This is a genomic window from Variovorax sp. Varisp46, from assembly GCF_059491885.1.
Map to the genome: position 1 here is coordinate 1743783 of NZ_CP168515.1, position 22719 is coordinate 1766501.

The following is a 22719-nucleotide window of genomic DNA, read 5'->3' on the forward strand; positions in this document are numbered from 1 at the left end:
CAAATTCGCAGAACACCGCGGAACCGGCTTTGCCGGGCCGCAGGTGTTGCCCCCGGCAGGGGAGGGCGAAGCGACACGAAGTGCGCGAAGCCTGGGGGCGAGTCATTCGCTCCGGGCACAATCTGCGGATGCTCATGTATCCGCAGATCAATCCCATCGCCCTGCAGCTCGGGCCGGTGGCCATCCACTGGTACGGCCTGACCTACCTGGCCGCGTTTGCGCTGTTCTATTTTCTCGGCACGCGCCGGCTGCACCACGAGCCGTACCGCTCGCTGGTGGGCGCGGGGGTGTGGCAGCGCAAGGACATCGAGGACATTCTTTTTCTCGGCGTGATGGGCGTCATCGTCGGCGGGCGGCTGGGCTACTGCCTGTTCTACAAGCCCGAGTTCTATCTGACGCATCCGCTCGAAATCCTCTACGTGTGGCAGGGCGGCATGAGCTTCCATGGCGGGCTGCTCGGCGTGATCGGTGCCATGGTCTGGTTCTCGCGTTCGCGTGCGCGCCCGTTCTGGCAGGTGATGGACTTCGTCTCGCCCTGCGTGCCGACCGGGCTTGCAGCCGGCCGCGTGGGCAACTTCATCAACGGCGAACTGTGGGGCCGCTTCAGCAGCCCCGATCTGCCCTGGGGCATGGTGTTCCCGCAAAGCGGATCGATGCTGCCGCGCCATCCCTCGCAGGTCTACCAGTTCCTGCTCGAGGGGCTGTTGCTCTTCGTGGTGATGTGGCTCTATGCGCGCAAGGAGCGCAAGCAGGGGCAGGTGGCCGCGGTGTTCCTGATCGGTTATGGCGTGCTGCGCTTCGTGGCCGAGTACTTTCGCGAGCCCGACGACTTCCTCGGCCTGCGCGCGCTGAACCTGAGCCAGGGGCAATGGCTCAGCGTGCCGATGGTGATCGCCGGCATCGCACTGTGGTTCTGGTTCGGCCGCGCCAACAACAAGACCGCCCCCGCGCAGGCGTGAGTTCGTTCAGCCGGAAGCTTGCAGGGTAAGTCCCAGCCGCGCAGGGCGTGCGCGGCTCTTGCGCCAAATGTTCGGCGGGCTCAGAATTACGCGTAATTACAGGAAATTACGCTATTCCAATGCGCCTGGTTCCCAACTCCCTGCACGACGAAGTCGCTGCCACGCTGCGCGAGCAGATCTTCGACGGCACGCTGGCGCCCGGCAGCTTCGTGGACGAGGCGGCGCTGTGCGAGCGGCTCTCAATTTCCCGTACCCCGTTGCGCGAGGCACTCAAGGTGCTCACCGCAGAGGGCCTGCTGCGGCACGAGCCGCGGCGCGGCTGCTTCGTCAACGAGGTGACCGAACGCGATCTCGACGAGATCTTTCCCGTCATCGCGCTGCTCGAGGGCCGCTGTGCCTACGAGGCCGCGCGCAACGCCAGCGACGCCGAGCTCAACGAACTCGATGCGCTGCACGAGCGGCTGGTGCGCCACGCCAGGGCGCGCCGCATCAATGACTACTACGCCACCAACCACATCATTCACGAGGCGATCATCAAGCTCGCCGACAACAAGTGGCTGGCGCAGGTGATCGGCGACCTGCGCAAGATCCTCAAACTCGCGCGGCTGCAGCAGCTGCATGCGCCGGGGCGGCTCGACCAGAGCCTGTCCGAGCACCTGGCCGTGTTCGCGGCGCTCAAGGCGCGCGACAGCGAAGGCGCAGACGCCGCCATGCGCACGCACATGACGCGCCAGCGCGAAGCGCTGCGTGAAGTCGCGCGCCAGCAGAAATCCAGGGTAATGCCGTGACCGCCGAACGCGCCATGCCCGCCCCCCCAAGCATTGGAGTGCCCCGATGAGTGCGACCGAATGGTTCCAGGCGCGGCTGCGTTCTGGCGAAAAGTCCAAGGTGCCGGTGGCGTCGGAAGGCGCCGCCAAGGGCGCGTCGAAGAGCGCGCCCAAGCCCAGCGCACGTTCTACCGCCGAGCGCCTGCAGGCCACGCTGCGCAAGGCCGACGAAGCCTTGTCGCCGCGCGCGCTGCGCCGCGTGCTGGCCGACCTGCAGGCCGTGATCGATCCGCGCGTGAGCGAGGTCGAGGGCGGCCGCCGCGCGCATGCCATCGCCGACGCCTACCGCGCCGCCACGCCCGAGGAGCGCCGCGACTACTGGGCCCTGATGAGCGAGCATTTCGCCGCCGACGCGCAAAAGCTCGAGACCGCCCGCAACCAGCACCAGGCTGCCGTGGGCACGCCCGACGAAGGCCAGGCCGAGCTGCGCCTGCGCCGCGCGCTGGTGTCGCCGCGCATGCGCCTGCTGCAGCGCTTCGCGGTCGAGCCTGAAGGCATGCGCTTCCTGGTCGATCTGCGCGCGGAACTGCTGCCGTGCCTGAAGGCCGACAAGCGCCTTCTTGCGCTCGATGCCGAGCTGGAGCATCTGTTCTCCACCTGGTTCGACGTGGCCTTTCTCGAACTGCGCCGCATCGACTGGGACTCGCCGGCCTCGCTGATCGAGAAGCTCATCCGCTACGAGGCGGTGCACGACATCAAGAGCTGGTCCGACGTGAAGAACCGGCTCGACGACAGCGACCGCCGCTGCTATGGCTTCTTCCATCCGCGCCTGCCCAACGAGCCGCTGATCTTCGTCGAGGTGGCGCTGGTCGACCGCATCAGCGACGGCATCACGCCGCTGCTCGACGAGGCTGCCGTGCCCGTGCTGCCGGCCAGGGCCACCACCGCCATCTTCTATTCGATCAGCAACACGCAGAACGGCCTGCGCGGCGTGAGCTTCGGCGACTCGCTCATCAAGCGCGTGGTCGAGACGCTCCAGGACGAACTGCCACGCTTGAAGACCTTCGCCACGTTGTCGCCCATTCCGGGCTTTCGGACCTGGCTCGCGAAGAACGTCGTCGACCTGCTGCCGCGCCTGGACGAGAAGCGCGAAGCCGAACTCGGCCGCCTCGTCGGCTCGCTGCCGCCGACCGCCGAGCGCCTGCTCGCCGCGGCGGACTCTGCCGCCACCTTCGACGCGAAGTCACCGCTGCGCCAATGGCTGATGCAGGCCGCCGCCGAATACCTCGGCCGCGCGCTGGTCGACGGTACGCCGGCCGACCCGGTCGCGCGCTTCCACCTGGGCAACGGTGCCCGCGTGGAGCGCCTGAACTGGGCCGGCGACCCGTCGCCCAAGGGGCACAAGCAGTCGTACGGGCTCATGGTCAACTATCTCTACGACCTCAAACGCCTGGACAAACATCGCACCTGGCTGGCGGACGGCAAGGTGGCTGTATCGGGAGACATCGAAAGCCTGTACTTCAAAAAAGGCTGATGGCGTTCGCAGGCCGGTGGCAAACAGTACGCCGGACACCGCATCGGGCGGCAAGATCCACAACGACAAACTGGAGATGAGACAAATGAATCCAAGCTTTCAACGCCGTGACGTCTTGCGCGCGGCTGCCGCCGGTGCGGCCGTTCTCTGCGGTGCTGCCCGGGCCCAGCAGGGCTGGCCGACGAAACCGGTGACGATGATCGTGCCGTTCCCGGCCGGCGGCGGGACCGATGCGTTCGCGCGGCCGCTCTCGGGCCAGTTCTCGCGCATCGCGGGGCAGACGCTGGTCATCGACAACCGCGGTGGGGCAGGGGGCACACTGGGCGCGAGCATCGCCGCCAAGGCGCCTGCCGATGGCTACACGCTGTTCATGGGCGCGGTGCACCATGCGATCGCGCCGTCGATCTACCCGAAGCTCGACTACGACATCGAGAAAGACTTCGTGCCGCTGATGCTGCTGGCCAACGTGCCGCAGGTGGTGGTGATCAACCCGAAGCGTGTGCAGGTCAACACGGTCCAGGAGTTCATCGCGCTGGCCAAGCGCAACCCCGGCAAGTTCAACTACGGCTCGGCCGGCTCGGGCACCTCGCACCATCTGGCGGGCGAGCTGTTCAAGCTCCAGACAGGCACCTTCATCACCCATATTCCGTACCGCGGCGCGGGCCCGGCACTGTCCGACCTGATCTCGGGCAACGTCGACCTGATGTTCGACGGTTTGGGCTCCTCGGCCCAGCACATCAAGAGTGGCCGCATCAAGGCGCTGATGGTCGCGGGCAGCAAGCGCAACCCCGCCTTTCCCGACGTGCCCTGCGCGGCCGAAGTGGGCCTGCCCGACTACACCGTCACCACGTGGTACGGACTGTGGGCGCCCAAGGGCACGCCAGCCGAAGCGCAGGCGCGCGCGATCGACGACATGAAGAAGGCGCTCGCCACCGATGACCTGAAAGCCATCTGGGCCCAGAACGGCTCCGAGATCCCGAACCTCACCACCACCGCCTACGGCAGCTTCGTCAATGCCGAGATCAGGCGCTGGGCCGCGGTGGTGAAGGCATCAGGCGCCAAGCTCGAATGACCGATAGCTGCATTTCGCTGCGCCGGGAAGGCGCCATCGCGGTCGTCGCTTTGTCGAACCCAGGGCGCCTCAACGCCATGACGCGCGCTATGTGGCGCGAGCTGCGCGCCGTGTTCGACGGCCTCGGCGGTGACGACGATGGCCTGCGCTGCGTCGTCGTGCGCGGCGAGGGCGCAGCCTTCTGCGCGGGTGGCGACATTTCCGAATATCCGTCGTTTCGCTTCGAAGAGCCGAGCCTGCGCGAGTTCCACGAGAACGAAGTGTGGGCCGCGCTGCAGGCCATGCTCGATTGCCCGCTGCCGCTGATCGCGCAGATCGAGGGCGCCTGCATGGGCGCGGGCGTCGAGATCGCCAGCTGCTGCGACATCCGCCTGGCCGGCGCGTCGGCGAAGTTCGGCGCGCCCATCGCCAGGCTCGGTTTTCCGATGGCACCGCGCGAAGCCGCGCTGGTGCATGGCGCCATCGGCGATGTGCTCGCGCGCGACATGCTGCTGGCCGCCGGCGTGCACGGGGCGCAGCGTCTGTACGACGCGGGCTTTCTGCTGCAGGTGCTGCCGGACAACGAAGTGGCGCTCGCGGTGCAATCCCATGCCGCACGCATCGCCGCGCTCGCGCCGCAGGCCGCACGCCTGCACAAGAAGACCTTTGCCGCGCTGCGTGCCGGCGCCCCATCCGCCCACGGCCTGCTTGCCAGTGCCTACGACTACGCCGACTCCGCGGAGCACCGCGAAGGCATCGCCGCCTTTCTCGCGAAGCGGCCCCCGAATTTCTGAAGAGAAGAAACCGTCCGATGAAGAAGACCGCCAACGCCAACCTGTTCGCCGCCCTGCGCGCGGCATTTCCCGCCGACCTCGACCGCATCGCCGTCGAGACCGACAACGGCCTGTTCTACTCGTGGCGCGACATCGAGCGCGCCAGCGCCATGATCGCGAACCTGCTCGACGCGCTGGGCCTGGAGAAGGGCGCACGCATCGCGGTGCAGGTCGAGAAGTCGGTCGAGGCGATGCTGCTGTACCTCGCCACGCTGCGCGCGGGCTATGTGTTCCTGCCGCTCAACACCGCCTACCAGAGCGCCGAGATCGAATACTTCATCGGCAACGCCGAGCCGGCCGTGGTGGTGTGCACCAGCCGCAATGCCTCGTGGGTCGCGCCGATTGCCGCCGCGGCGGGTACGAAGCACGTCTTCACGCTGGACGACGACCGCACCGGCACGCTGCTCGAAATGGCCGCGCAGTGCAGCGACCGGCACACGGTGGCGCAGCGCAAGGCCGGCGACATGGCCGCCATCCTCTACACCAGCGGCACCACCGGCCGCAGCAAGGGCGCGATGCTCACGCACGGCAACCTGCTGTCGAACGCCAAGGTGCTGAAGGACTACTGGGGCTGGACCGAAGGCGACGTGCTGATCCACGCGCTGCCCATCTTCCACGTGCATGGCCTGTTCGTGGCGCTGCACGGCGCGCTGCTCAACGGCAGCAAGATGCTGTGGTTCTCGAAGTTCGAGCCGAAGCGTGTCGTCGCGAAGCTGCCCGAGGCGACGGTGTTCATGGGCGTGCCCACGCTGTACGTGCGGCTGCTGGCCGAGCCGGGCCTCACGCGCAAGGCGGTGCGCAACATGCGGCTGTTCGTCGCGGGCTCGGCGCCGCTCCTGATCGAGACCTTCGACGAATGGCGCGAGCGCACCGGCCACACCATCCTCGAGCGCTACGGCATGAGCGAGACGGCCATGCTCACGTCCAACCCCTACAGGCCGGAACAGGGCGAACGCCGCGGCGGCACCGTCGGCTTTGCGCTGCCGGGCGTGCAACTGCGCGTACGCGACGACAGCGGCCGCAGCTGCGCCACCGACGAGATCGGCAACATCGAAGTCAGCGGCCCCAACGTGTTCGCGGGCTACTGGCGCATGCCCGAGAAGACGAAGGAAGAGTTCACCGCCGACGGCTTCTTCAAGACCGGCGACGTGGGCAAGATCGACGGCCGGGGCTACATCACCATCGTCGGGCGCAGCAAGGACCTGATCATCAGCGGTGGCTACAACGTGTACCCGGCGGAGATCGAGGGCTACATCAACGAGATGGCCGGTGTGGCGGAAAGCGCCGTGGTCGGCGTGCCGCACCCCGACTTCGGCGAGGTGGGCGTGGCCATCGTCATTCCCAAGGCGGGCTCCTCGCTCGATGCCGATGCCATCGTGGCCGAACTCAAGTCGAAGCTCGCGAACTTCAAGATCCCCAAGCGCTGCTTCGTGGTGCCGGAGCTGCCGCGCAACACCATGGGCAAGGTGCAGAAGGCGCTGCTGCGCGCTGAGCACAAGGGGCTGTTCGCCGCCTGAGACTGCCTACGAAGCGGGCGCGAGCCCGTTCATCAGCCCGCTGCCCGCGTGGCAGTTGACGTACTCGTAGCTCTGCTCGTCGGCCTTGAGCACCGACACCTCGTGATACACGCGCAGCTGCAGCTGGAAGTTCAGCGCCTGCACGTAGCGCATGAAGCTGCCGAAGATCGCGACGTGCGTGGGGTGCGACTCGGCCCAGCGCTCCATATCGGCCAGCGCGCGCCAGTAGCTCAGGCCGAACGACTTCTGCAGCGGCGTGCCTTGCGCGTCGAGGTGGCGCATGTAGCGGTTGCTGTAGCAGCCGATGCCCAGCCCCTGGTCGCGCAGGAAGTCCATGCCTTCGCGCAGCACTGGTTCCATGTCCTGCAGGTAGAGCGTGCGTTCCTGGCCGGTGGTCTCGGTCCATTCCTGGCCGGAGCGGATCATCGCGACGTTCTCGTGGCCCGCGATGCGAACGCGCTGCCCCGGCGCCGGCGTACCCGCGATCACCGCGCGCATGCCCGAGGGCGCCATCGCGTCGGTCTGCGAGAGCGGGATGCGGTCGCGCATCGAACCCCAGTAGCCGTGCTCCTGCAGCTCGCCGCTGACCCCGCCCATCACCACACCGACCCCTTCGAAGCGGTCGGGTGTGTTGAACATGGTCTCGAAGTGCTCGACGCGCGGCGAGGCGATCTCGCGGAAGTAGCCCAGGCCTTCCCTGAGCCGCTCGTCGGAGCGCCACCAGGCGTCGACCGCGGGCGTCGCGCACCAGCGTGCGTAGGCTGCGGGATCGCTCCAATAGGCGATGGCGATCATGTTGTCGAAGCCTTCGGCGTCGACGTAATGCGTCAGGTCGTGATGGCCGGGGCCGTCGGGCAGGGCGAAGTCGCGTGCGATCTTCATCAGCGCGGCGCAGGCGCGGCCCTGCATTTCAGCGCCGCGCGACTGCACGCCGAAGTAGCCCATCACGACCTGCTTCACCGCGACCGGGGCCCGCGCCGACCACACGGGGTAAGGCGGCACGTAGTCGTCTTCCACGCGGCGATGCCGCGTGCGGGGGCACTTCAGGTGCTCGTCGATGGCGGATTCCATGGCGTGCCTCCACTGCTTCAGGCTGCGACCGGCTCGGACACGGCGCCTTCGGGCTCGGCCTTGGGCCCCGGCGACGCCGCCTGCTGCACCACGACCGGTTCGCGGCGCGTCTTGTTGAGCAGCAGCTGCGTGACATCGGGCCGCGAGTAGTGGCCGCTGGGGTCGGCGGCAGCCTTGGCGAGAGAGATCATGCCGAGGTCGATGTCCGCAACGACCAGGCCTTCCTCGTCTTCCGCCAAGGGCGTGCCCAGCGGCGAGCCGTCGGGTGCGTAGATGCGCGCATAGCCGCCGCCGGTGCGCAGCATCTGCTGCTTGCCGGCATCGGTGCACATCAGTTCGCTCATGGCCTTCGACACGGTGGCGCAGGGCGCGATCACGAAGCACTGGCCCTCGGCCGCATAGACCTGGCTCGCGGCGTTGTTGACCTCGGGCCCCAGCGCGTAGGCCGCACCACGGTACAGCGAGAAGCTCGGCCAGGCGCCGCAGTGGATCTGCTCGTTCTGCGAATACATCGCGTACTTGCTCAGAGGCTGCAGGTGCTCCCAGCACGAGAGCGAACCGATGTTGCCCAGCGGTGTCTCGACCACGGCAAGGTCGGAGCCGTCGCCTTCGCCGAACACCGTGCGCTCCACGTGCGTGGGCTTGAGCTTGCGCCGCGTCTGCACCGTGTCGCCCTGGTCGTCGATGAGCGCCTGTGCGATGTAGAGGCTGCCCGCGGCCTTCTCGCTGTAGCCCAGCGACACCCAGATCCCGAGCTTGCGCGCGGCCTCCCTGACGCGGTCGAACTCGGCCGAACCGACCACCAGCGAGTTGTCGTGATAGCGCTGCACGAACTGCATGCCCCAGGCCGGCGAGTCGAGCCAGATCCACCATGGGTAGCCGGGCACCCAGGTCTCGGGAAAGGCGACGAGCTTCACGCCCTGTTTCGCGGCCTGCGCCATGAGGTCGATGGTCTTGTCGATGGTGCCGTCGAGGTCGAGGAACACGGGCGAGGCTTGTACTGCTGCAACGCGCAGCTTGGGATGAACGGTGGTCGGCATGAAGCTTCTCCAGATGCAATGGAAGTAACGGGGCGTGGGCCGCAAGCACCGGGTTTGCGCTGTGGCATGCGGGTTGCTTGAAGCGTAGATTCGCGCCGCCGGAACGCCTTGACCCGGTTTGGCCGCGTTCTTGTTCCAGCGTTGCATGCCTTCGCAGCCCAGGCTTTCCGAGGAACCCCGATGACCCAGTTGCTCAGCACCGACGCCGTCCCGCGCGACCAGCGGGTCGCCTACTGGACCGACATGATCTGCAACGTCTACGTGCAGCTCGGTTGCGACCCGGTGCGCGAGGGCGAGGCCGGCGATTTTGAAGGCAGCATCCGCCAGCACACGCTGCCCGGGCTCGACGTGTCGGTCGTCACCTCGGGGCCGCAGAAGGTGATGCGCACGCCGGGGCATATCTCGCATTCCAGCGACGACTACTTCCTCGTGAGCATCCAGGCGCGCGGCCAGGGCGTGGTGCGGCAGGACGGCCGCGATGCGGTGCTGTCGGCCGGCGACTTCGCGCTGTACGACAGCACGCGGCCCTACCAACTGCTGTTCGACCAGTCCTTCGAGCAGATCGTGCTCAAGCTGCCCGGCGAGCGCCTGCGCAGCGAGCTGCGCGACACCGAGGCGCTGACGGCCACCACGGTTTCGGGACGCGAAGGCGCGGGGCACCTGCTGCTGAGCATGATCCGCACGCTGCGTGAGGACATCGACACGCTGCAGCCGGCATCGGCCCTCGCGGTGGCCAACGGCGTGCAGAACATCCTAGTGGCCGGGCTGCAGACCTTGCCGGTGGCGAGCGCGCCTTCGCTGAGCAATCTCGCGACTTACCACCTCGCGCGCGTGAAGCGGCGCATCGACGAGCAGCTAGCCGATCCATCGCTGTCGGTGAGCACGCTGGCGGCCGGGCTGGGCGTGTCGGTGAGCCACATCCACCGCGTGTTCAAGAGCGAGCCGCTCACGCCCTCGCAGTACATATGGGAGCGCAGGCTGGAGGCATGCAGCCGCGACCTGCTGGAGCCGCGCCTCGCGGGCCGCCCCGTGGCCGACATCGCCTACGGCCGGGGATTCAACGACGCGGCGCATTTCAGCCGCGCGTTCAAGGAGCGCTTCGGCTGCTCGCCGCGCGAATGGCGGCAGCAGCGCACGCGGTAGCGACGAAGAAAACTACTGCACCAGCAGCACCGTGGTGTTCGTCTCGGCGATCACCTTGGTGGCGACCGAGCCCATCAGCGCGCGGCCGAAGATGCCATGACCGTGGGTGCCGAGCACGATCAGCCCCGCTTGCGCTGCAGTGGCGGACTTGAGGATTTCCTCGGCCACGTGGCCGTGGCGCGATTCCACCGTGTAGTTACTCACGCCGCTCTCGGCGAACAGCGCCTTCACGGGGTCGAGCACCTTGGCACTTTCCTCCGCGTAGTAGTCCGCGACGATCTCCTTGCTCAGGTGGCGCGAGACGTGGCCCGAGATGCCGGTGCACACGTTCACCACCACCAGCTGATGCCCGTCCACGAACATGCCCCGGTTGGACAACAGGTAGTCGAGCGCCTTGCGGGTGTAGGCGCTGCCATCGACGGCGATGAGGATTTTCATGAGGCCGTTATACGGCGCGGTCCTGCGCGCCGCAATGGGACGGACCTCGGGCGCGAAGGGCTTTTTCGCCCGACGGATCAGCCGTGCAGCCCCTTCCAGAGCATGTAGGCCGCCAGCAGGTACAGGATGCTCGCGAACACGCGCTTGAGCTTCCTCACCGGCAGGCTGTGCGCGGCCTTCGCGCCCAACGGCGCAGTGAACACGCTGCAAATGGCGATCACAGCCAGCGCGGGCAGCCAGATGTAGCCGAAGGAGCCCGCCGGCAGGCCCTGCACCGACTGGCCGCTGACCGCATAGCCGAGCACGTTCGCCACCGCGATCGGAAAGCCCAGCGCCGCGCTGGTCGCCACCGCGTTGTGGATCGACACGTTGCACCACGTCATGAACGGCACGCTGATGAAGCCGCCGCCCGCGCCCACGAGGCCCGAGACGAAGCCGATCACACCGCCCGCCGCGAGCTGGCCGCCCGCACCCGGCATCTGCCGTGTAGGCGCGGGCTTCTTGTCGAGGAACATCTGCGTGGCCGAGAAGCCCACGAACAGCGCGAAGAAGATGGCGAGCGCCGTGCCCTTGAGCAGCGAGAACACGCCGAGGCTGCCCACCAGGCTGCCGATGACGATGCCGGGCGCGAGCCGCCGCACGATGTCCCAGCGCACCGCGCCGCGCTTGTGATGCGCGCGCACGCTCGACACCGACGTGAAGATGATCGTCGCCATCGAGGTCGCGATCGCCATCTTCACCGCGAGGTCGGCCGGCACGCCGCGATGGCCCATGATGATCGTGATGAACGGCACCATCAGCATGCCGCCGCCGATGCCCAGCAGGCCCGCGAGAAAACCGGTGCCAAGGCCCAGGGCGGCGAGTTCGGCAATCAGGATGGGGTCGAGCAGGGCAGCGAAGTTCACGGGAAGGTCAGGCGAGGGGAGTTTGGAAAAAGCAACGGCCCCATGCAGTGGATGCAGGGGGCCGTGGCAGGAATAGGTGTCTGCAGGTGATGTGCCGGACCCGCATCCTGAACCAGGGTTCAGGTGGGCGAGGGCAGCAGGACTTCGGGTTCATCTGACGCGAGATGATCACGCCCGTCGAGCGATGTACCAAGCCCGGCTCCGGAGAGCATTGGAACAAGGAAATATTAAGCCCGACACAGTCTGCAGACGGAGTGGATTTTACGCTTCGTCTGTCTCCCTGCGGGATTCATTCAGAGTAAATGTCCATCGCCGGCCAGGGCCTGATCGAGTCTTTGAATGAGTTGCGCGGCCTTCGGGTCGGCATCGCCGCTGTCTGCTGTGGCGGCAACGGCGGGCGCCGCCATTGGCGCGGCTGCGGCCTGCTGCTGTGCCGCCAGATCGAACGCCAGGTTCAGCGAGGCCAGCACCGCGATGCGATCGCGGGCCTTGACTTTTCCCGCATCGCGGATCTTGCACATGGCCGCGTCCACGCGTTCGACGGCTTCGCGCAGCTGCGCCTCGCCGCCATCGGGGCAGCCGAGCAGATAGCTCTGGCCCATGATCTGTACTTCAATCTGCTTCATGCGGGGGAATCTTCGGAAGGTGGTTCAGCCGGCAGCCGTTCGAGCAGGGCATCGAGACGCGTGCGAGCCGCGGCGAGGCGCGACTTCAGGCCGTCGCGTTCGCGCGTGAGCGCATCGACCTGCTCCTGCAGCAACGCATTGGTGCGTTGCACCTCTTCGTGACGCACGAGCAGTCGTTCAACACGCTCGGCGATCTGGTCGATGGGGCTGGAGGCGGGCATGGTTGGCGATTGTAGTTTCACGGGGAGGCGGTCCCGCCGAGGCCGGGCGCGGCATCTTCGTGGCATGGATTCTGCTGCCTTCCAGTTGCCTTTCAAACTCCCAGAAGCAACCAATGACCACGAAGAGCAACACTTTATTCAGCCGGCGTGACCTTCTCACGCTCATCGGCAAGACCGCGGGAGGCGGTGCGATGTACCAGGCGATGAGTTCGCTGGGTTTTGCTGCCGAGTCCAACTACGCGGGGCCGCCCCGGCTCGACGGTGCGAAGAAGGGCGCATCGGTGCTGATCCTGGGCGCTGGCCTGGCCGGCATGGCCGCCGCGCTCGAACTGCGCAATGCCGGGTATTCCGTCAAGGTGCTCGAATTCAGCCAGCGCGCGGGCGGCCGTTGCTGGACGCTGCGCGGCGGCGACACCTTCACCGAACTGGGCGGCGCGGTGCAGCAATGCGGCTTCGCCGAGGGCGAGTACTTCAACCCCGGGCCGTGGCGCATTCCCTACCACCATCATGCGGTGCTCGGCTACTGCAAGCGGCTGGGCGTGGCGCTCGAGCCCTTCGTGCAGGTCAACTACAACGCGCTCGTGCATTCGAGCAAGGCCTACGGCGGCAAGCCGCAGCGCTACCGCCATGTGCAGGCGGACTACCAGGGCTACGTGGCCGAACTGCTCGGCAAGGCCTCCTCGCAGGGCAGCCTCGACACGGCGCTGACGAAGGAAGACAAGGAGAAGCTGCTCGAGGGCCTGCGCCGCTGGGGCGCGCTCGATACGCAGTTCCGTTACCGCGAAGGCACCATCAGCAGCGACCGCCGGGGCTACGAAGTCGATGCGGGCGGCGGCCTCATGCCGCTGGCCAAGCCCTCGAAGCCGCTGGACATGAGCGAGCTGCTGCAATCAAACCTTTGGCGCTACATCGCGAGCGGCCAAGATTACGAATTCCAGAGCGCGATCTTCCAGCCCGTAGGTGGCATGGACATGATCGCCAAGGCCTTCGCCAAAGAAGTCGGCAGCCTCATCCGATACGGCGCGAAGGTCACCAGGATCGAGCAGAACGACCGCGGCGTCACCGTCACCTACACCGACGAGGCCAAGGGCGGCGCGGTCACGCAGGCCAAGGCCGACTGGTGCCTGTGCACCATTCCGCTGTCGGTGCTCAGCCAGATCGACATCCAAGTCAGCGCCCCGATGCAGGAGGCGATCAACGCCGTGCCTTATGGGGCATCGGTGAAGGTGGGGCTGCAGTTCAAGCGCCGCTTCTGGGAAGAAGACGAGCACATCTACGGCGGCATCAGCTACACCGACCTGCCGATCTCGCGCATCTCGTACCCCTCGACGCGCTACGGCGCCAAGGGCAAGGCGGTGGTGCTCGGCGCTTATGTGTTCGACGGCCCCAACTCCTATGAATTCACCGCCATGGCGCCCGAGGAGCGCGTGCGCCGCGCGGTCGAGTTCGGCACGCAGTTGCATCCGCAGTACGCGAGCGAGTTCGACAACGGCATCTCCGTCGGCTGGCACCGTGTGCCGGGCACGCATGGCTGCTACGGCATGTGGACCGACGAGACGCGCGCCAAACACTACAAGAACCTGTGCCAGGTCGACGGGCGTATCGCGCTCGCGGGCGAACACGCGTCCTACATCCCGGCGTGGCAGGAAGGGGCCCTGCTCTCCTCGCTGGACGCCATCCAGCGCCTGCATGCCCGTGCGGTTGCCGCGTAGCCACCGAGTGAAGGACATACCCACCATGAACAACTGCAAGACCATGATGAGTTTTTTCAAGCGCGCGCTGCTCGCCGTTTCGCTCGGGGCGCTGGCTGCGACGGCCTTCGCGCAATCGCCGGAGCCTGCGTTCTCGGTCGGCCCGAAATTCCAGGAGCTGTCGGGCGAATCGATCTATCGCGCCACCTGTCAGGGCTGCCACATGGCGCAGGGGCAGGGCGCGAAAGGCGCTGGGACTTACCCGGCGCTAGCCTCCAACCCGAGGCTGGCGGCACCCGAATACCCCCTCTACGTGGTGCTCAATGGCCAGAAGGGCATGCCGGCCTTCGGCAAGATGCTGAGCGACGAGCAGATCGCCGCGGTGGTCGGCTATGCGCGCACCCATTTCGGCAACCAGTACCCCGAGGCGATTCCCGCCGAGACCGTCAAGAAGCTGCGGCCTTGAGATCTTTTTTTCACTCACCCGTGCAGAGACAACATCCATGACCATGACCCCCTTCGCAAGGCAGCTGGCGCTCGCCGCCGTACTGTCCACCGCCGCCGCAGGCGCCGCCCATGCGGCCGACGACGTCATCCGCCATCGCATTCCGAACTCCACCTTCCCGATCTCGGCGGCGGTCGAGGTACCGGGTTCCTTCACGAATGTTTACTTCTCCGGCCAGGTGCCGCCGCTGCAGGACGCGACGCAACCGAAGAACAGCGCGGCAGCCTACGGTGGAGACACCAAGGGCCAGACCGTCGGCGTGCTCAAGGCCATCGAGAAGAGCCTCACGGGACTTGGCCTGACGATGGGCGACGTGGTGAAGATGCAGGTGTTCCTGGTGGGCGACCCGGCCAAGGACAACAAGATGGACTTTGCCGGCTTCATGGAGGGCTACACCCAGTTCTTCGGTACCACCGCGCAGCCCAACCTGCCGTCGCGCTCGGCCATGCAGGTCGCGGCGCTGGCCAATCCGGCCTACCTGGTCGAGATCGAGGTGGTGGCGGTGCGCCGCTCCAAGCCGGAAAAACCGGAGAAGTAAGAAAAAAGGGGGCGCCGTCGCGCTATTCGCTCAGCCGCACGCAGGTGGCGAGCAGCGCGGCGACCGCAACTTTCGAATTAACGAGCCGCCGGCAGGCTCTAAAATCCCGCCCGTTGGTGCCTGCGGCGTGGTTCACGCGCCGCGGTTCAACGGGAAGCAGGAGTGGAAGCCCCCGACCTCATCAGGTCGGAACAAGGCCGAAGCCGCCTGCGCTGCCCCCGCAACGGTCAAGCAGACGGCGCCGCAAGGCGCCAACCCCTTTCCATCGAAGCCACTGGGTGCCCTGAAACAGGCGCCTGGGAAGGCGGCAGGGGTCGTTCTGCCAGCCCGGATACCGGCCAACAAGGCGGCTGCCGCATGCGTGATCGTTGCATGGGGCGGCCATGGCGCCCAGGCGCCGGCGGGGAGGCCGGCGAGGGGTATTGACGTTCGTTCGGCTCATTCCATGATTTCCCACGTTTGCTTTTCTCGCGGCCGCGCTCCTGCGCGCCGTTTCCGCCACGCCTGCCTGCCGCTGGCGCTGGCTACCGCCTTCGGCGGCCTGGCCCATGCACAGGAGGCCCCCACGCTCGGCGAAACGGTGGTCACGGCCAACCGCACGCCGCAGGCGCTGTCGGACCTGGTGGGCGACGTGTCCATCGTCGACCGGCAAACCATCGAGCGCAGCGGCGCGACCGGCGTGGCCGACGTTCTCTCGCGCCTGCCCGGCATCGAGATCTCGCGCTCGGGCGGCTTGGGCAACGCCACCAGCCTGTACATCCGCGGCGCGGAAACGCGCTTCACGGCGGTCTACCTCGACGGCGTGCGCATCGACTCGCAATCGACCGGCGGCGCCGGCTGGGAAGGCATTCCGCTCTCGCAGATCGACCGCATCGAAGTGCTGCGCGGCCCGGCCGCCGCGGTCTATGGCTCGGACGCCATCGGCGGCGTGATCCAGCTCTTCACCAGGCGCGGCGAAGAGGGTGTGGCGCCCTACGCGGGCATCGGCTTCGGCAGCAACGGCCTGCGCAAGATCGAAGGCGGCGTGAGCGGCAAGTCGGGCCTGTTCGACTATTCGTTCGGCGTGGCGCATGAAGAAAGCAAGGGCTACAACGTGCAGCCCGCCAACAAGCGCAACGTGGTCAAGGACGGCTACGCCAGCCCCGACCGCGACGGCTACACCAGCACCTCGGGCAACGTGAAGCTGGGCTTCCAGATCTCGCCCGACCAGCGCATCGATGCCACGCTGCTCACCAGCGATATCAAGGCCGGCTACGACGCCGCCGTGTCCTACAGGACCAGGCCGCCGATCCTGTTTCGCGACGACGAGTCGACCAATACCCTGCGCACCGCCGGCCTGACCTGGTCAGCCAAGTGGAACGACGTCTACAGCACCCGCGTGCAGGTGACCGATTCGCAATCGGTCTACAAGACGCAGCCTTCGTTCTACCGCACAGAAACCAACCTGCGCGGCTACCTGTTCCAGAACGAGTTCCGCTTCGGCCCGCACCTGGTGACGGCCACGCTCGAACGCCGCGAGGACGCACTCGAAAACGCGCCCACCACTACATCCAAGCTGCTGTCGCGCGATCGTTCGCAGGATGCAATTTCGCTCGGCTACGGCTTCGTGCAGGGCCCGCATTCGCTGCAGCTGCACGTGCGCCACGACAAGGACAGCGAGTTCGGCGGCAAGACCACCGGCAGCGCGGCCTACGGCTATGCCATCACGCCATCGCTGCGCTTCACGGCTTCTGCGGGCACGGCCTTCCGCGTGCCCACGCTGTATCAGCGCTTCAGTGAATTCGGCTTGGCCACGCTCAAGCCGGAATCGAGCCGCAACGCCGAGCTGGGCCTGCAGTTCACCGAAGGCGCCACGCAGGCGGGCATCGTCGTCTACAGCAGCCGCGTGCGCAACCTGATCGGGTTCGATGGAACGGCCAAGGGCTGCGCCTCCTCGTTCGGCTGCTACTCGAGCACCGCGCGCGCCCGCTACCAGGGCGTCACGCTGTCGGGCAGCCAGCGCTTGGGCGACGTCACGCTGCGCAGTTCGTTCGACTTCCAGGACCCGCGCGACCTCGCCACCCACAACCTGCTGGCCCGCCGCGCGCAGCGCCACGCCACCCTGGGCGCCGACTGGCGCATTGCCGGCTGGACGCTGGGCGCCGAGGTGCAGACATCGAGCCGCCGCTACGACGATGCAGCCAACAGCGTGAAGCTCGGCGGCTACACCGTGCTGAACCTGTCGGCCTCCACGCAGATCACGCGCGATCTCAACCTCGTGGCGCGCGTCGACAATGTGGGCAACAAGGACTACCAGTACGCGCGGCTGTACGCCAATGCCGGCCGCACTGCGTACGTCGGTCTCAAGTGGACGCCTCACTAAGCCAACCCTCGCCACGAAGCGGCGCCGCCGGTGCCGAGGTGGCCTCGTGCGCCGCCGTGCTGGTGGCTGCCCCGGCCTCGGGGCAGGGCAAGACCACCGTCGCGGCGGCGCTCGCGCGGCTGCATGCGCGCCAGGGCCGCCGGGTGCGCGCTTTCAAGTGCGGGCCCGATTTCCTCGATCCGCACTGGCTGGCGCTGGCCACCGGCGCGCCGGTGCATTCGCTCGACCTCTGGATGACCGGCGAGGCCGATTGCCGGGCGCGCCTGCGCGCCGCAGCGGCCGAATGCGACCTGCTGATCGTCGAAGGCGTGATGGGTCTGTTCGACGGCACGCCCAGCGCGGCCGACCTTGCCGAGCGTTTCGGCCTGCCGGTGCTCGCGGTGATCGATGCGCACGCCATGGCCGGTACCTTCGGCGCGCTGGCCTACGGGCTGCAGAACTTCCGGCCCGGATTGCCGTGGGCTGGCGTGCTGGCGAATCGGGTGGCCAGCGAAAGGCATGCGGGCATGCTGAAGGACGCATTGCGCGAGCCTTCGCAATGGCTCGGCGCCTTGCCGCGCGACGCAGGCTTCACGCTGCCCGAGCGGCACCTGGGCCTCGTTGCCGCCACCGAACTCGGCGATGCGATGGCGCGGCTCGATGCGGCGGCCGATGTGCTGGCCGCCACGCCGCTCGGCCGGATGCAGGCCGGTCAGCTGCCGCAGGTGCGCTTCGAAGCGACTGAACCTGAAGCAGCGATCCCGGCGTTGCTGGCCGGGCGCACCATCGCCATCGCGCGCGATGCGGCCTTCTCGTTCATCTATCCCGCAAACCTCGACGTGCTCACTGCGCTGGGCGCGCGGCTCTCCTTCTTCTCGCCACTTGCGGGCGATGCCCTGCCGGCCTGCGACGCCGTCTGGCTGCCCGGCGGCTATCCCGAGCTGCACGCTGAAGCGCTGGCCGCCTGCGCAGCAATGCGCGAATCGCTCGCCGAGCATGCTGCATTGGGCAAGCCGGTCTGGGCCGAGTGCGGCGGCATGATGGCGCTGTTCGACGAACTGGCCACGCAGGACGATGCACAGGTCCACCGTCTCTGGGGCCTGCTGCCCGGCCGCGTGACGATGCAGAAGCGGCTCGCCGGCCTCGGACCCCAGCAGCTCACGCTCGGCAGCGACACCTTGCGCGGCCACACCTTCCACTATTCGCGCTGCGAAACGACGCTCGCGCCTGCCGCCCACACGGCCCGGCCCGGCGCAACGCAGGCCGTGGGCGCGCGCAGCGGCGAGGCGCTGTACGTGCACGGCCCGGTGCGCGCGAGCTATTTCCACGCGTGGTTTGCCTCCAGTCCGCAAGCCACGGCCCGCCTTTTCGGCGCCATGCCCATCGATTTGGAGAGCCATGCCGCAACCGAGTAAGCCGAAGACCGCCGAGCACGAATTCATCCTGGGCGGCCAGAAGAGCGGCAAGTCGCGCCGGGCAGAGCAGCGCGCCATCGACTGGCTCGCCGCCGAGCCTCGCACGCACCGCGCCGTGCTGATCGCCACCGCGCAGGCTTACGACGACGAGATGCTGGAGCGCATCGTGCGCCACCAGGCCGACCGTGCCGAGCGCGTGCCCGGCATGCGCACCATCGAGGAGCCGATCGAACTCGCGCGCGCCGTCGTCACGCAGAGTTCGCCAGAGACGCTGGTCGTGATCGACTGCCTTACGCTATGGCTCACCAACCTGCTGATGCCGATGCCCTCCGAAGACGCTCGGCCCGTGACACGCACCCCGGCAACGCACGTGGCGATGCTGCTGGCCGCGCTGCGCGAGGCGCGCGGGCCGGTGGTACTGGTCGGCAACGAGATCGGACTGGGCGTGATTCCGCTGGGCCGCGAGACGCGCGCCTTCGTCGACGCACTCGGCCGGCTCAACCAGGACGTGGCCGCCGCCTGCGGCCGCGTCACGCTGATGGCGGCCGGACTGCCGCTGAGTCTGAAGGCACCTGCTGCATGAAGAAGATCCGTAGTCCGCTGGCGGCATTCGGCCTCGCCCTTTTCGCCCTGGCCGCGCACGCACTCGACGTGGTCGACGAGCGCGGCGTTTCCGTGAGCCTCCCTCGACCACCGCAGCGCATCGTCTCGCTGCTGCCGGCGCTGACCGAATCGGTCTGCGCGCTCGGCGCCTGCGGCCGGCTGGTGGGCGTCGACCGCTACTCCAACTGGCCCGAACAGGTGAGGGCGCTGCCCCAGATCGGCGGCGGCATCGACCCTAACGTGGAAGCCATCGCCGCGCTCAGGCCCGACGCGGTGCTGCTCGCCAAGTCGTCGCGCGTCACGCAGCGGCTCGAAGCGCTGGGCCTGAAGGTGCTGGTGCTCGAACCCAAGAGCCACGCCGATGTGCAGCGCGTGCTCGACAAGCTCGACCAGGTGCTCGGCACGCATGAAGCGCCCAAGGTTTGGCGCGTGATCGATGCCAGCGTGTCGGCCGCCGCGCAGTCGGTGCCCGCGAGTGCGAAGGGGTTGCGCGTGTATTTCGAAGTGAACAGCGCGCCGTATGCGGCGGGCGAGTCGTCGTTCATCGGCGAGACGCTCAAGCGGCTCGGAGAGAGGAACATCGTGCCGGCATCGCTGGGGCCGTTTCCCAAGCTCAACCCCGAGTACGTGGTGCGCGCGAATCCCGACCTCATCATGGTCAGCGTGCGCAGTGCGCAGGGGCTGGAGCAGCGCCCCGGCTGGGCCGGCATCCGCGCGGTGCGCGAAGGCCGCATCTGCCGCTTCGACGCTGCGCAATCCGACGTGCTCGTGCGCCCCGGCCCGCGCATGGACGAGGCTGCGCGCCTGATGGCGCAGTGCCTGAGCGACAAGGGCGGCAAGCGGTGAACGCGGCGCTCAGGCATACGGCCCACCTGCGCCGCGTCCTGCTGCTCGGCTTGGGCCTGCTGGTACTCGGCGCCGCGCTGATGGTGCTGGGGCTGGGCATCGGCAGCACCGGTTTCGAAAGCCTGTTCGCGGCGCGGCACGACCCGGTGGCGCTGCAGATCGTGTGGGAGATCCGCCTGCCGCGCACGCTCGGTGCATGGCTGGCCGGCGCGCTGCTGGGGCTGGCGGGTGCGGTCGCGCAGGGGCTGTTCCGCAATCCGCTGGCCGATCCGTACCTGCTGGGCAGCGCCTCGGGCGCTTCGCTCGGCGTGGCACTGGCGCTGCTGATGTTCGGCGGTTCGGCCGCCAGCGCTCAGTGGGTGATGCGGCTCGGGCTGACCGGCGCGGCCTTCCTCGGTGCGGTGCTGGCGGTGATGCTCACGCTGATGCTGGCGCGCGGCGTGCAGCAGACGCTGCGGCTGTTGCTGGCCGGGGTAATCGTCGGCGTGGTGCTCGGCGCCGCGAAAGACCTCATCACCATCGCCTCGGCCGACATCCTGCAGGCGATCCAGGGCTTCATCCTGGGCAGCACCGGCCTCGTCGGCTGGAGCGCCTGCGCGGTGATGGCCATGGTCGGCGCGGTCTGCCTGCTGCTGGCCTGGGCGCTGGCGCCGGTGCTCGACGGGCTCGCGCTCGGCGAGGCCACGGCGCGCAGCCTGGGCCTGCCGCTGGGCGCGATGCGCGCGGCGCTGGTCGTGGTGCTGGCGTTGGCCACGGGTGCGGCGGTGGCGCAGACCGGGTTGATCGCCTTCGTCGGCCTGGCCGCGCCGCACCTTGTGCGCTCGGTCGTCAAGACCACGCACGCGCGGTTGATCGTGCTGTCGGCGCTGATGGGCGGCTTGCTGCTGATGGCGGCCGACCTGCTGGCGCGCTGGCTGATCGCGCCGCAGGAACTGCCGGTGGGCGTGCTCACGGCGGTGCTGGGCGGCAGCTACCTGCTGTGGCTGATGCACCGGCGCGGCGCGCGGAGTGGCGTGGCATGAGCGAGCGGCACATACCCGCCCTCGAGGCGCGCCGCGTGAGCGCTACGCTGGGCGCTACCGAGGTGCTGCACGACATCGACCTGCAGCTGTCCACCGCCCGCTGGACCAGCATCGTCGGCCCGAACGGCGCGGGCAAGTCGACGCTGCTCAAGGCGCTCGCGGGCCTGCTCGCACACCGCGGCGAGGTGCGGCTCTTCGGCGAGGCGCAGGGCAAGGTGCCGGCGCGCATCCGCGCCCAGCGCCTCTCGTGGCTCGGCCAGAGCGGCACGGGCGAGGGCAGCGCCGACGACCTGATGGTCTACGACGTCGCCATGCTCGGCCGGTTGCCGCACCAACGCTGGCTGGCTGCGCCCAGTACCGCCGACCGCGAGGCCGTGGAGCGTGCCCTGCGCAGCACGCAGGCCTGGGACTGGCGCGATCGTCCGCTGGGCCAGCTTTCCGGCGGCGAGCGCCAGCGCGTGCTGCTGGCGCGCGCGCTCGCGGTCGAGGCCGAACTGCTGCTGATGGACGAGCCGCTCGCCAACCTCGACCCGCCGCACCAGGCCGACTGGATGCAGACTGCGCGCGCGCTCGTGGCCGGCGGCAAGACCGTGGTCAGCGTGCTGCACGAGCTGCCGATGGCACTGGCCGCCGACGAGCTCGTCGTGATGGACCGCGGCCGCGTGGTTCATCATGGCGGCTGCGGCGACCCTATCACTCACGCCGCACTGGAACAGGTGTTCGACCACCGCATCCGCGTGCACCGGGTGGCGGACCAGTGGATTGCGTTGCCGCTATGACGTGCGCTGTGTTTTTTGCGCGTTGTTCGGGGTGCGCGCGCACCCCGAAACAGCAGCCCCGAAACTGACAAGAGAACCCATGCAAATAGAAACCCCTCCCAGCGAGAAGCCCTACGAGAAGCCCGACGGCGAACGCCGCGGACTCGTCATCGTCAACACCGGCGACGGCAAGGGCAAGAGCACCGCGGCCTTCGGCCTCGCGCTGCGCGCGCACGGCCGCGGCAAGGCCGTGAAGATCTACCAGTTCATGAAGGTGCCATCGGCGCGCTTCGGCGAGCATCGCATGTTCGAGCAGATCGGCATTCCGATCGAAGGCCTCGGCGACGGCTTCAGCTGGAAGAGCCAGGACCTCGAACGTTCGGGCCAGCTCGCGCGCGACGGCTGGGAAAAGGCCAGGGCGGCGATCCTGTCGGGCGAGCACTTCCTCGTGGTGCTCGACGAAATCACCTACCCGCTGATCTATGGCTGGCTGCCGCTCGAAGGCGTGCTCGAAGCATTGCGAGCGCGGCCCAAGCATGTTCATGTGGTGCTCACGGGGCGGCGCTGCCCGCCGGAGATCGTCGAGCTGGCCGATACCGTGACCGAGATGACGCTGGTGAAGCACGCCTTCAAGGCGGGCATCCCGGCGCAGCGCGGCATCGAGGACTGAGGTGAATAGCTGTCGTCGTCGTTCGGGGCGTGATCACGCCGACGGGGTACCTTGCTCCGCGAATGTCCCCCGGCCTGCGGCCTCCTCCTTTATTTCGCTGCGCAAGGCACCCCATCGGCGTGATCGATCAGCAGAGCGGTTGAACTGCCGGCATGAGCAGAGCGCCCATCGTGCACAGGGCACCGGGTGCTCCCCGCAGCGAAATAAAGGAGGAGGCGAAGCCGG

Annotated in this window: 23 protein-coding genes and 1 riboswitch; of the genes, 17 read left to right on the plus strand and 6 right to left on the minus strand. The window is 68.0% G+C overall.

Going from position 1 to position 22719, the window contains the following annotated elements:
* Nucleotides 1-128: 128 nt before the first annotated feature.
* The 6 genes from lgt to ACEN9N_RS08225 all read left to right on the plus strand — a co-directional run bounded on the left by lgt (nt 129) and on the right by ACEN9N_RS08225 (nt 6661).
* Entirely contained in the window at nt 129-959 is an 831-nt protein-coding gene (lgt, locus tag ACEN9N_RS08200; protein WP_042672845.1) for a prolipoprotein diacylglyceryl transferase, read from the plus strand.
* 119 nt (nt 960-1078) lie between these two features.
* Nucleotides 1079-1747 carry a GntR family transcriptional regulator gene (locus ACEN9N_RS08205; RefSeq protein ID WP_007829742.1) on the plus strand — a complete coding sequence of 223 codons (669 nt, stop codon included), beginning with the start codon at nt 1079-1081 and terminating at the stop codon, nt 1745-1747.
* 46 nt (nt 1748-1793) lie between these two features.
* The gene (locus ACEN9N_RS08210) at nt 1794-3260 is read left to right on the plus strand and encodes a malonyl-CoA decarboxylase (RefSeq protein WP_007829741.1); all 1467 of its coding nucleotides are present in this window, start codon (nt 1794-1796) and stop codon (nt 3258-3260) included.
* An 85-nt stretch (nt 3261-3345) separates the two neighbouring features.
* A complete protein-coding gene (locus ACEN9N_RS08215; RefSeq protein WP_042672844.1) occupies nt 3346-4332 on the plus strand; it encodes a Bug family tripartite tricarboxylate transporter substrate binding protein in 987 nt (328 codons plus the stop codon).
* Nucleotides 4329-5105: an enoyl-CoA hydratase/isomerase family protein gene (locus ACEN9N_RS08220; protein WP_413313869.1), complete on the plus strand. Its 777-nt coding sequence runs from the start codon at nt 4329-4331 to the stop codon at nt 5103-5105. Before ACEN9N_RS08215 ends, ACEN9N_RS08220 begins: the two co-directional genes overlap by 4 nt.
* Before the next feature lie 17 nt (nt 5106-5122).
* On the plus strand, nt 5123-6661 hold the full coding sequence (locus ACEN9N_RS08225; RefSeq protein ID WP_495655834.1) for a malonate--CoA ligase: 1539 nt from the start codon (nt 5123-5125) through the stop codon (nt 6659-6661).
* Between the two features lie 6 nt (nt 6662-6667).
* Here ACEN9N_RS08225 and ACEN9N_RS08230 read toward each other — a convergent pair whose 3' ends face one another.
* Both ACEN9N_RS08230 and ACEN9N_RS08235 read right to left on the minus strand, forming a co-directional pair.
* Complete coding sequence (locus ACEN9N_RS08230) at nt 6668-7732, minus strand: phenylacetaldoxime dehydratase family protein (protein WP_495655835.1); 1065 nt, start codon at nt 7730-7732, stop codon at nt 6668-6670.
* Between the two features lie 17 nt (nt 7733-7749).
* The gene (locus ACEN9N_RS08235) at nt 7750-8772 is read right to left on the minus strand and encodes a carbon-nitrogen hydrolase family protein (protein ID WP_413333312.1); all 1023 of its coding nucleotides are present in this window, start codon (nt 8770-8772) and stop codon (nt 7750-7752) included.
* 180 nt (nt 8773-8952) lie between these two features.
* On the opposite strand from ACEN9N_RS08235, the gene ACEN9N_RS08240 reads away from it, so the two are divergent.
* Entirely contained in the window at nt 8953-9915 is a 963-nt protein-coding gene (locus ACEN9N_RS08240) for an AraC-like ligand-binding domain-containing protein (protein WP_495655836.1), read from the plus strand.
* 12 nt (nt 9916-9927) lie between these two features.
* Here the strand turns inward: ACEN9N_RS08240 and ACEN9N_RS08245 are convergent, their stop codons facing one another.
* From ACEN9N_RS08245 to ACEN9N_RS08260, 4 genes are all read right to left on the minus strand, one after another.
* Nucleotides 9928-10353, minus strand: a complete 426-nt coding sequence (locus tag ACEN9N_RS08245; protein WP_007829729.1) for a universal stress protein — start codon at nt 10351-10353, stop codon at nt 9928-9930.
* A gap of 77 nt (nt 10354-10430) precedes the next feature.
* Entirely contained in the window at nt 10431-11258 is an 828-nt protein-coding gene (locus ACEN9N_RS08250; RefSeq protein WP_495655837.1) for a sulfite exporter TauE/SafE family protein, read from the minus strand.
* Between the two features lie 293 nt (nt 11259-11551).
* Nucleotides 11552-11884, minus strand: a complete 333-nt coding sequence (locus tag ACEN9N_RS08255) for a cell division protein ZapA (RefSeq protein ID WP_007829725.1) — start codon at nt 11882-11884, stop codon at nt 11552-11554.
* The gene (locus ACEN9N_RS08260; protein WP_007829722.1) at nt 11881-12105 is read right to left on the minus strand and encodes a hypothetical protein; all 225 of its coding nucleotides are present in this window, start codon (nt 12103-12105) and stop codon (nt 11881-11883) included. The genes ACEN9N_RS08255 and ACEN9N_RS08260 overlap by 4 nt, the downstream gene beginning before the upstream one ends.
* A gap of 113 nt (nt 12106-12218) precedes the next feature.
* Here ACEN9N_RS08260 and ACEN9N_RS08265 point away from each other — a divergent pair, with 113 nt between their 5' ends.
* From ACEN9N_RS08265 to cobO, 10 genes are all read left to right on the plus strand, one after another.
* Complete coding sequence (locus ACEN9N_RS08265; RefSeq protein WP_413313875.1) at nt 12219-13817, plus strand: flavin monoamine oxidase family protein; 1599 nt, start codon at nt 12219-12221, stop codon at nt 13815-13817.
* A 25-nt stretch (nt 13818-13842) separates the two neighbouring features.
* Entirely contained in the window at nt 13843-14262 is a 420-nt protein-coding gene (locus ACEN9N_RS08270; protein ID WP_495655838.1) for a c-type cytochrome, read from the plus strand.
* A gap of 37 nt (nt 14263-14299) precedes the next feature.
* Nucleotides 14300-14839, plus strand: a complete 540-nt coding sequence (locus tag ACEN9N_RS08275) for a RidA family protein (RefSeq protein WP_495655839.1) — start codon at nt 14300-14302, stop codon at nt 14837-14839.
* A 97-nt stretch (nt 14840-14936) separates the two neighbouring features.
* Nucleotides 14937-15196: riboswitch (cobalamin riboswitch) on the plus strand.
* 88 nt (nt 15197-15284) lie between these two features.
* Entirely contained in the window at nt 15285-17201 is a 1917-nt protein-coding gene (locus tag ACEN9N_RS08280; RefSeq protein ID WP_495655840.1) for a TonB-dependent receptor domain-containing protein, read from the plus strand.
* Entirely contained in the window at nt 17186-18595 is a 1410-nt protein-coding gene (locus ACEN9N_RS08285) for a cobyrinic acid a,c-diamide synthase CobB (protein ID WP_495655841.1), read from the plus strand. The genes ACEN9N_RS08280 and ACEN9N_RS08285 overlap by 16 nt, the downstream gene beginning before the upstream one ends.
* Entirely contained in the window at nt 18579-19178 is a 600-nt protein-coding gene (locus tag ACEN9N_RS08290) for a bifunctional adenosylcobinamide kinase/adenosylcobinamide-phosphate guanylyltransferase (RefSeq protein ID WP_495655842.1), read from the plus strand. Before ACEN9N_RS08285 ends, ACEN9N_RS08290 begins: the two co-directional genes overlap by 17 nt.
* The gene (locus tag ACEN9N_RS08295) at nt 19175-20044 is read left to right on the plus strand and encodes an ABC transporter substrate-binding protein (RefSeq protein ID WP_495655843.1); all 870 of its coding nucleotides are present in this window, start codon (nt 19175-19177) and stop codon (nt 20042-20044) included. The genes ACEN9N_RS08290 and ACEN9N_RS08295 overlap by 4 nt, the downstream gene beginning before the upstream one ends.
* A complete protein-coding gene (locus ACEN9N_RS08300; RefSeq protein ID WP_495655844.1) occupies nt 20041-21066 on the plus strand; it encodes a FecCD family ABC transporter permease in 1026 nt (341 codons plus the stop codon). Before ACEN9N_RS08295 ends, ACEN9N_RS08300 begins: the two co-directional genes overlap by 4 nt.
* Nucleotides 21063-21845 (plus strand): ABC transporter ATP-binding protein, encoded by a 783-nt coding sequence (locus tag ACEN9N_RS08305; protein ID WP_413313884.1) that lies wholly within the window; start codon nt 21063-21065, stop codon nt 21843-21845. The genes ACEN9N_RS08300 and ACEN9N_RS08305 overlap by 4 nt, the downstream gene beginning before the upstream one ends.
* 79 nt (nt 21846-21924) lie before the next feature.
* Nucleotides 21925-22494 (plus strand): cob(I)yrinic acid a,c-diamide adenosyltransferase, encoded by a 570-nt coding sequence (cobO, locus tag ACEN9N_RS08310; protein WP_413313885.1) that lies wholly within the window; start codon nt 21925-21927, stop codon nt 22492-22494.
* Nucleotides 22495-22719: the final 225 nt, after the last annotated feature.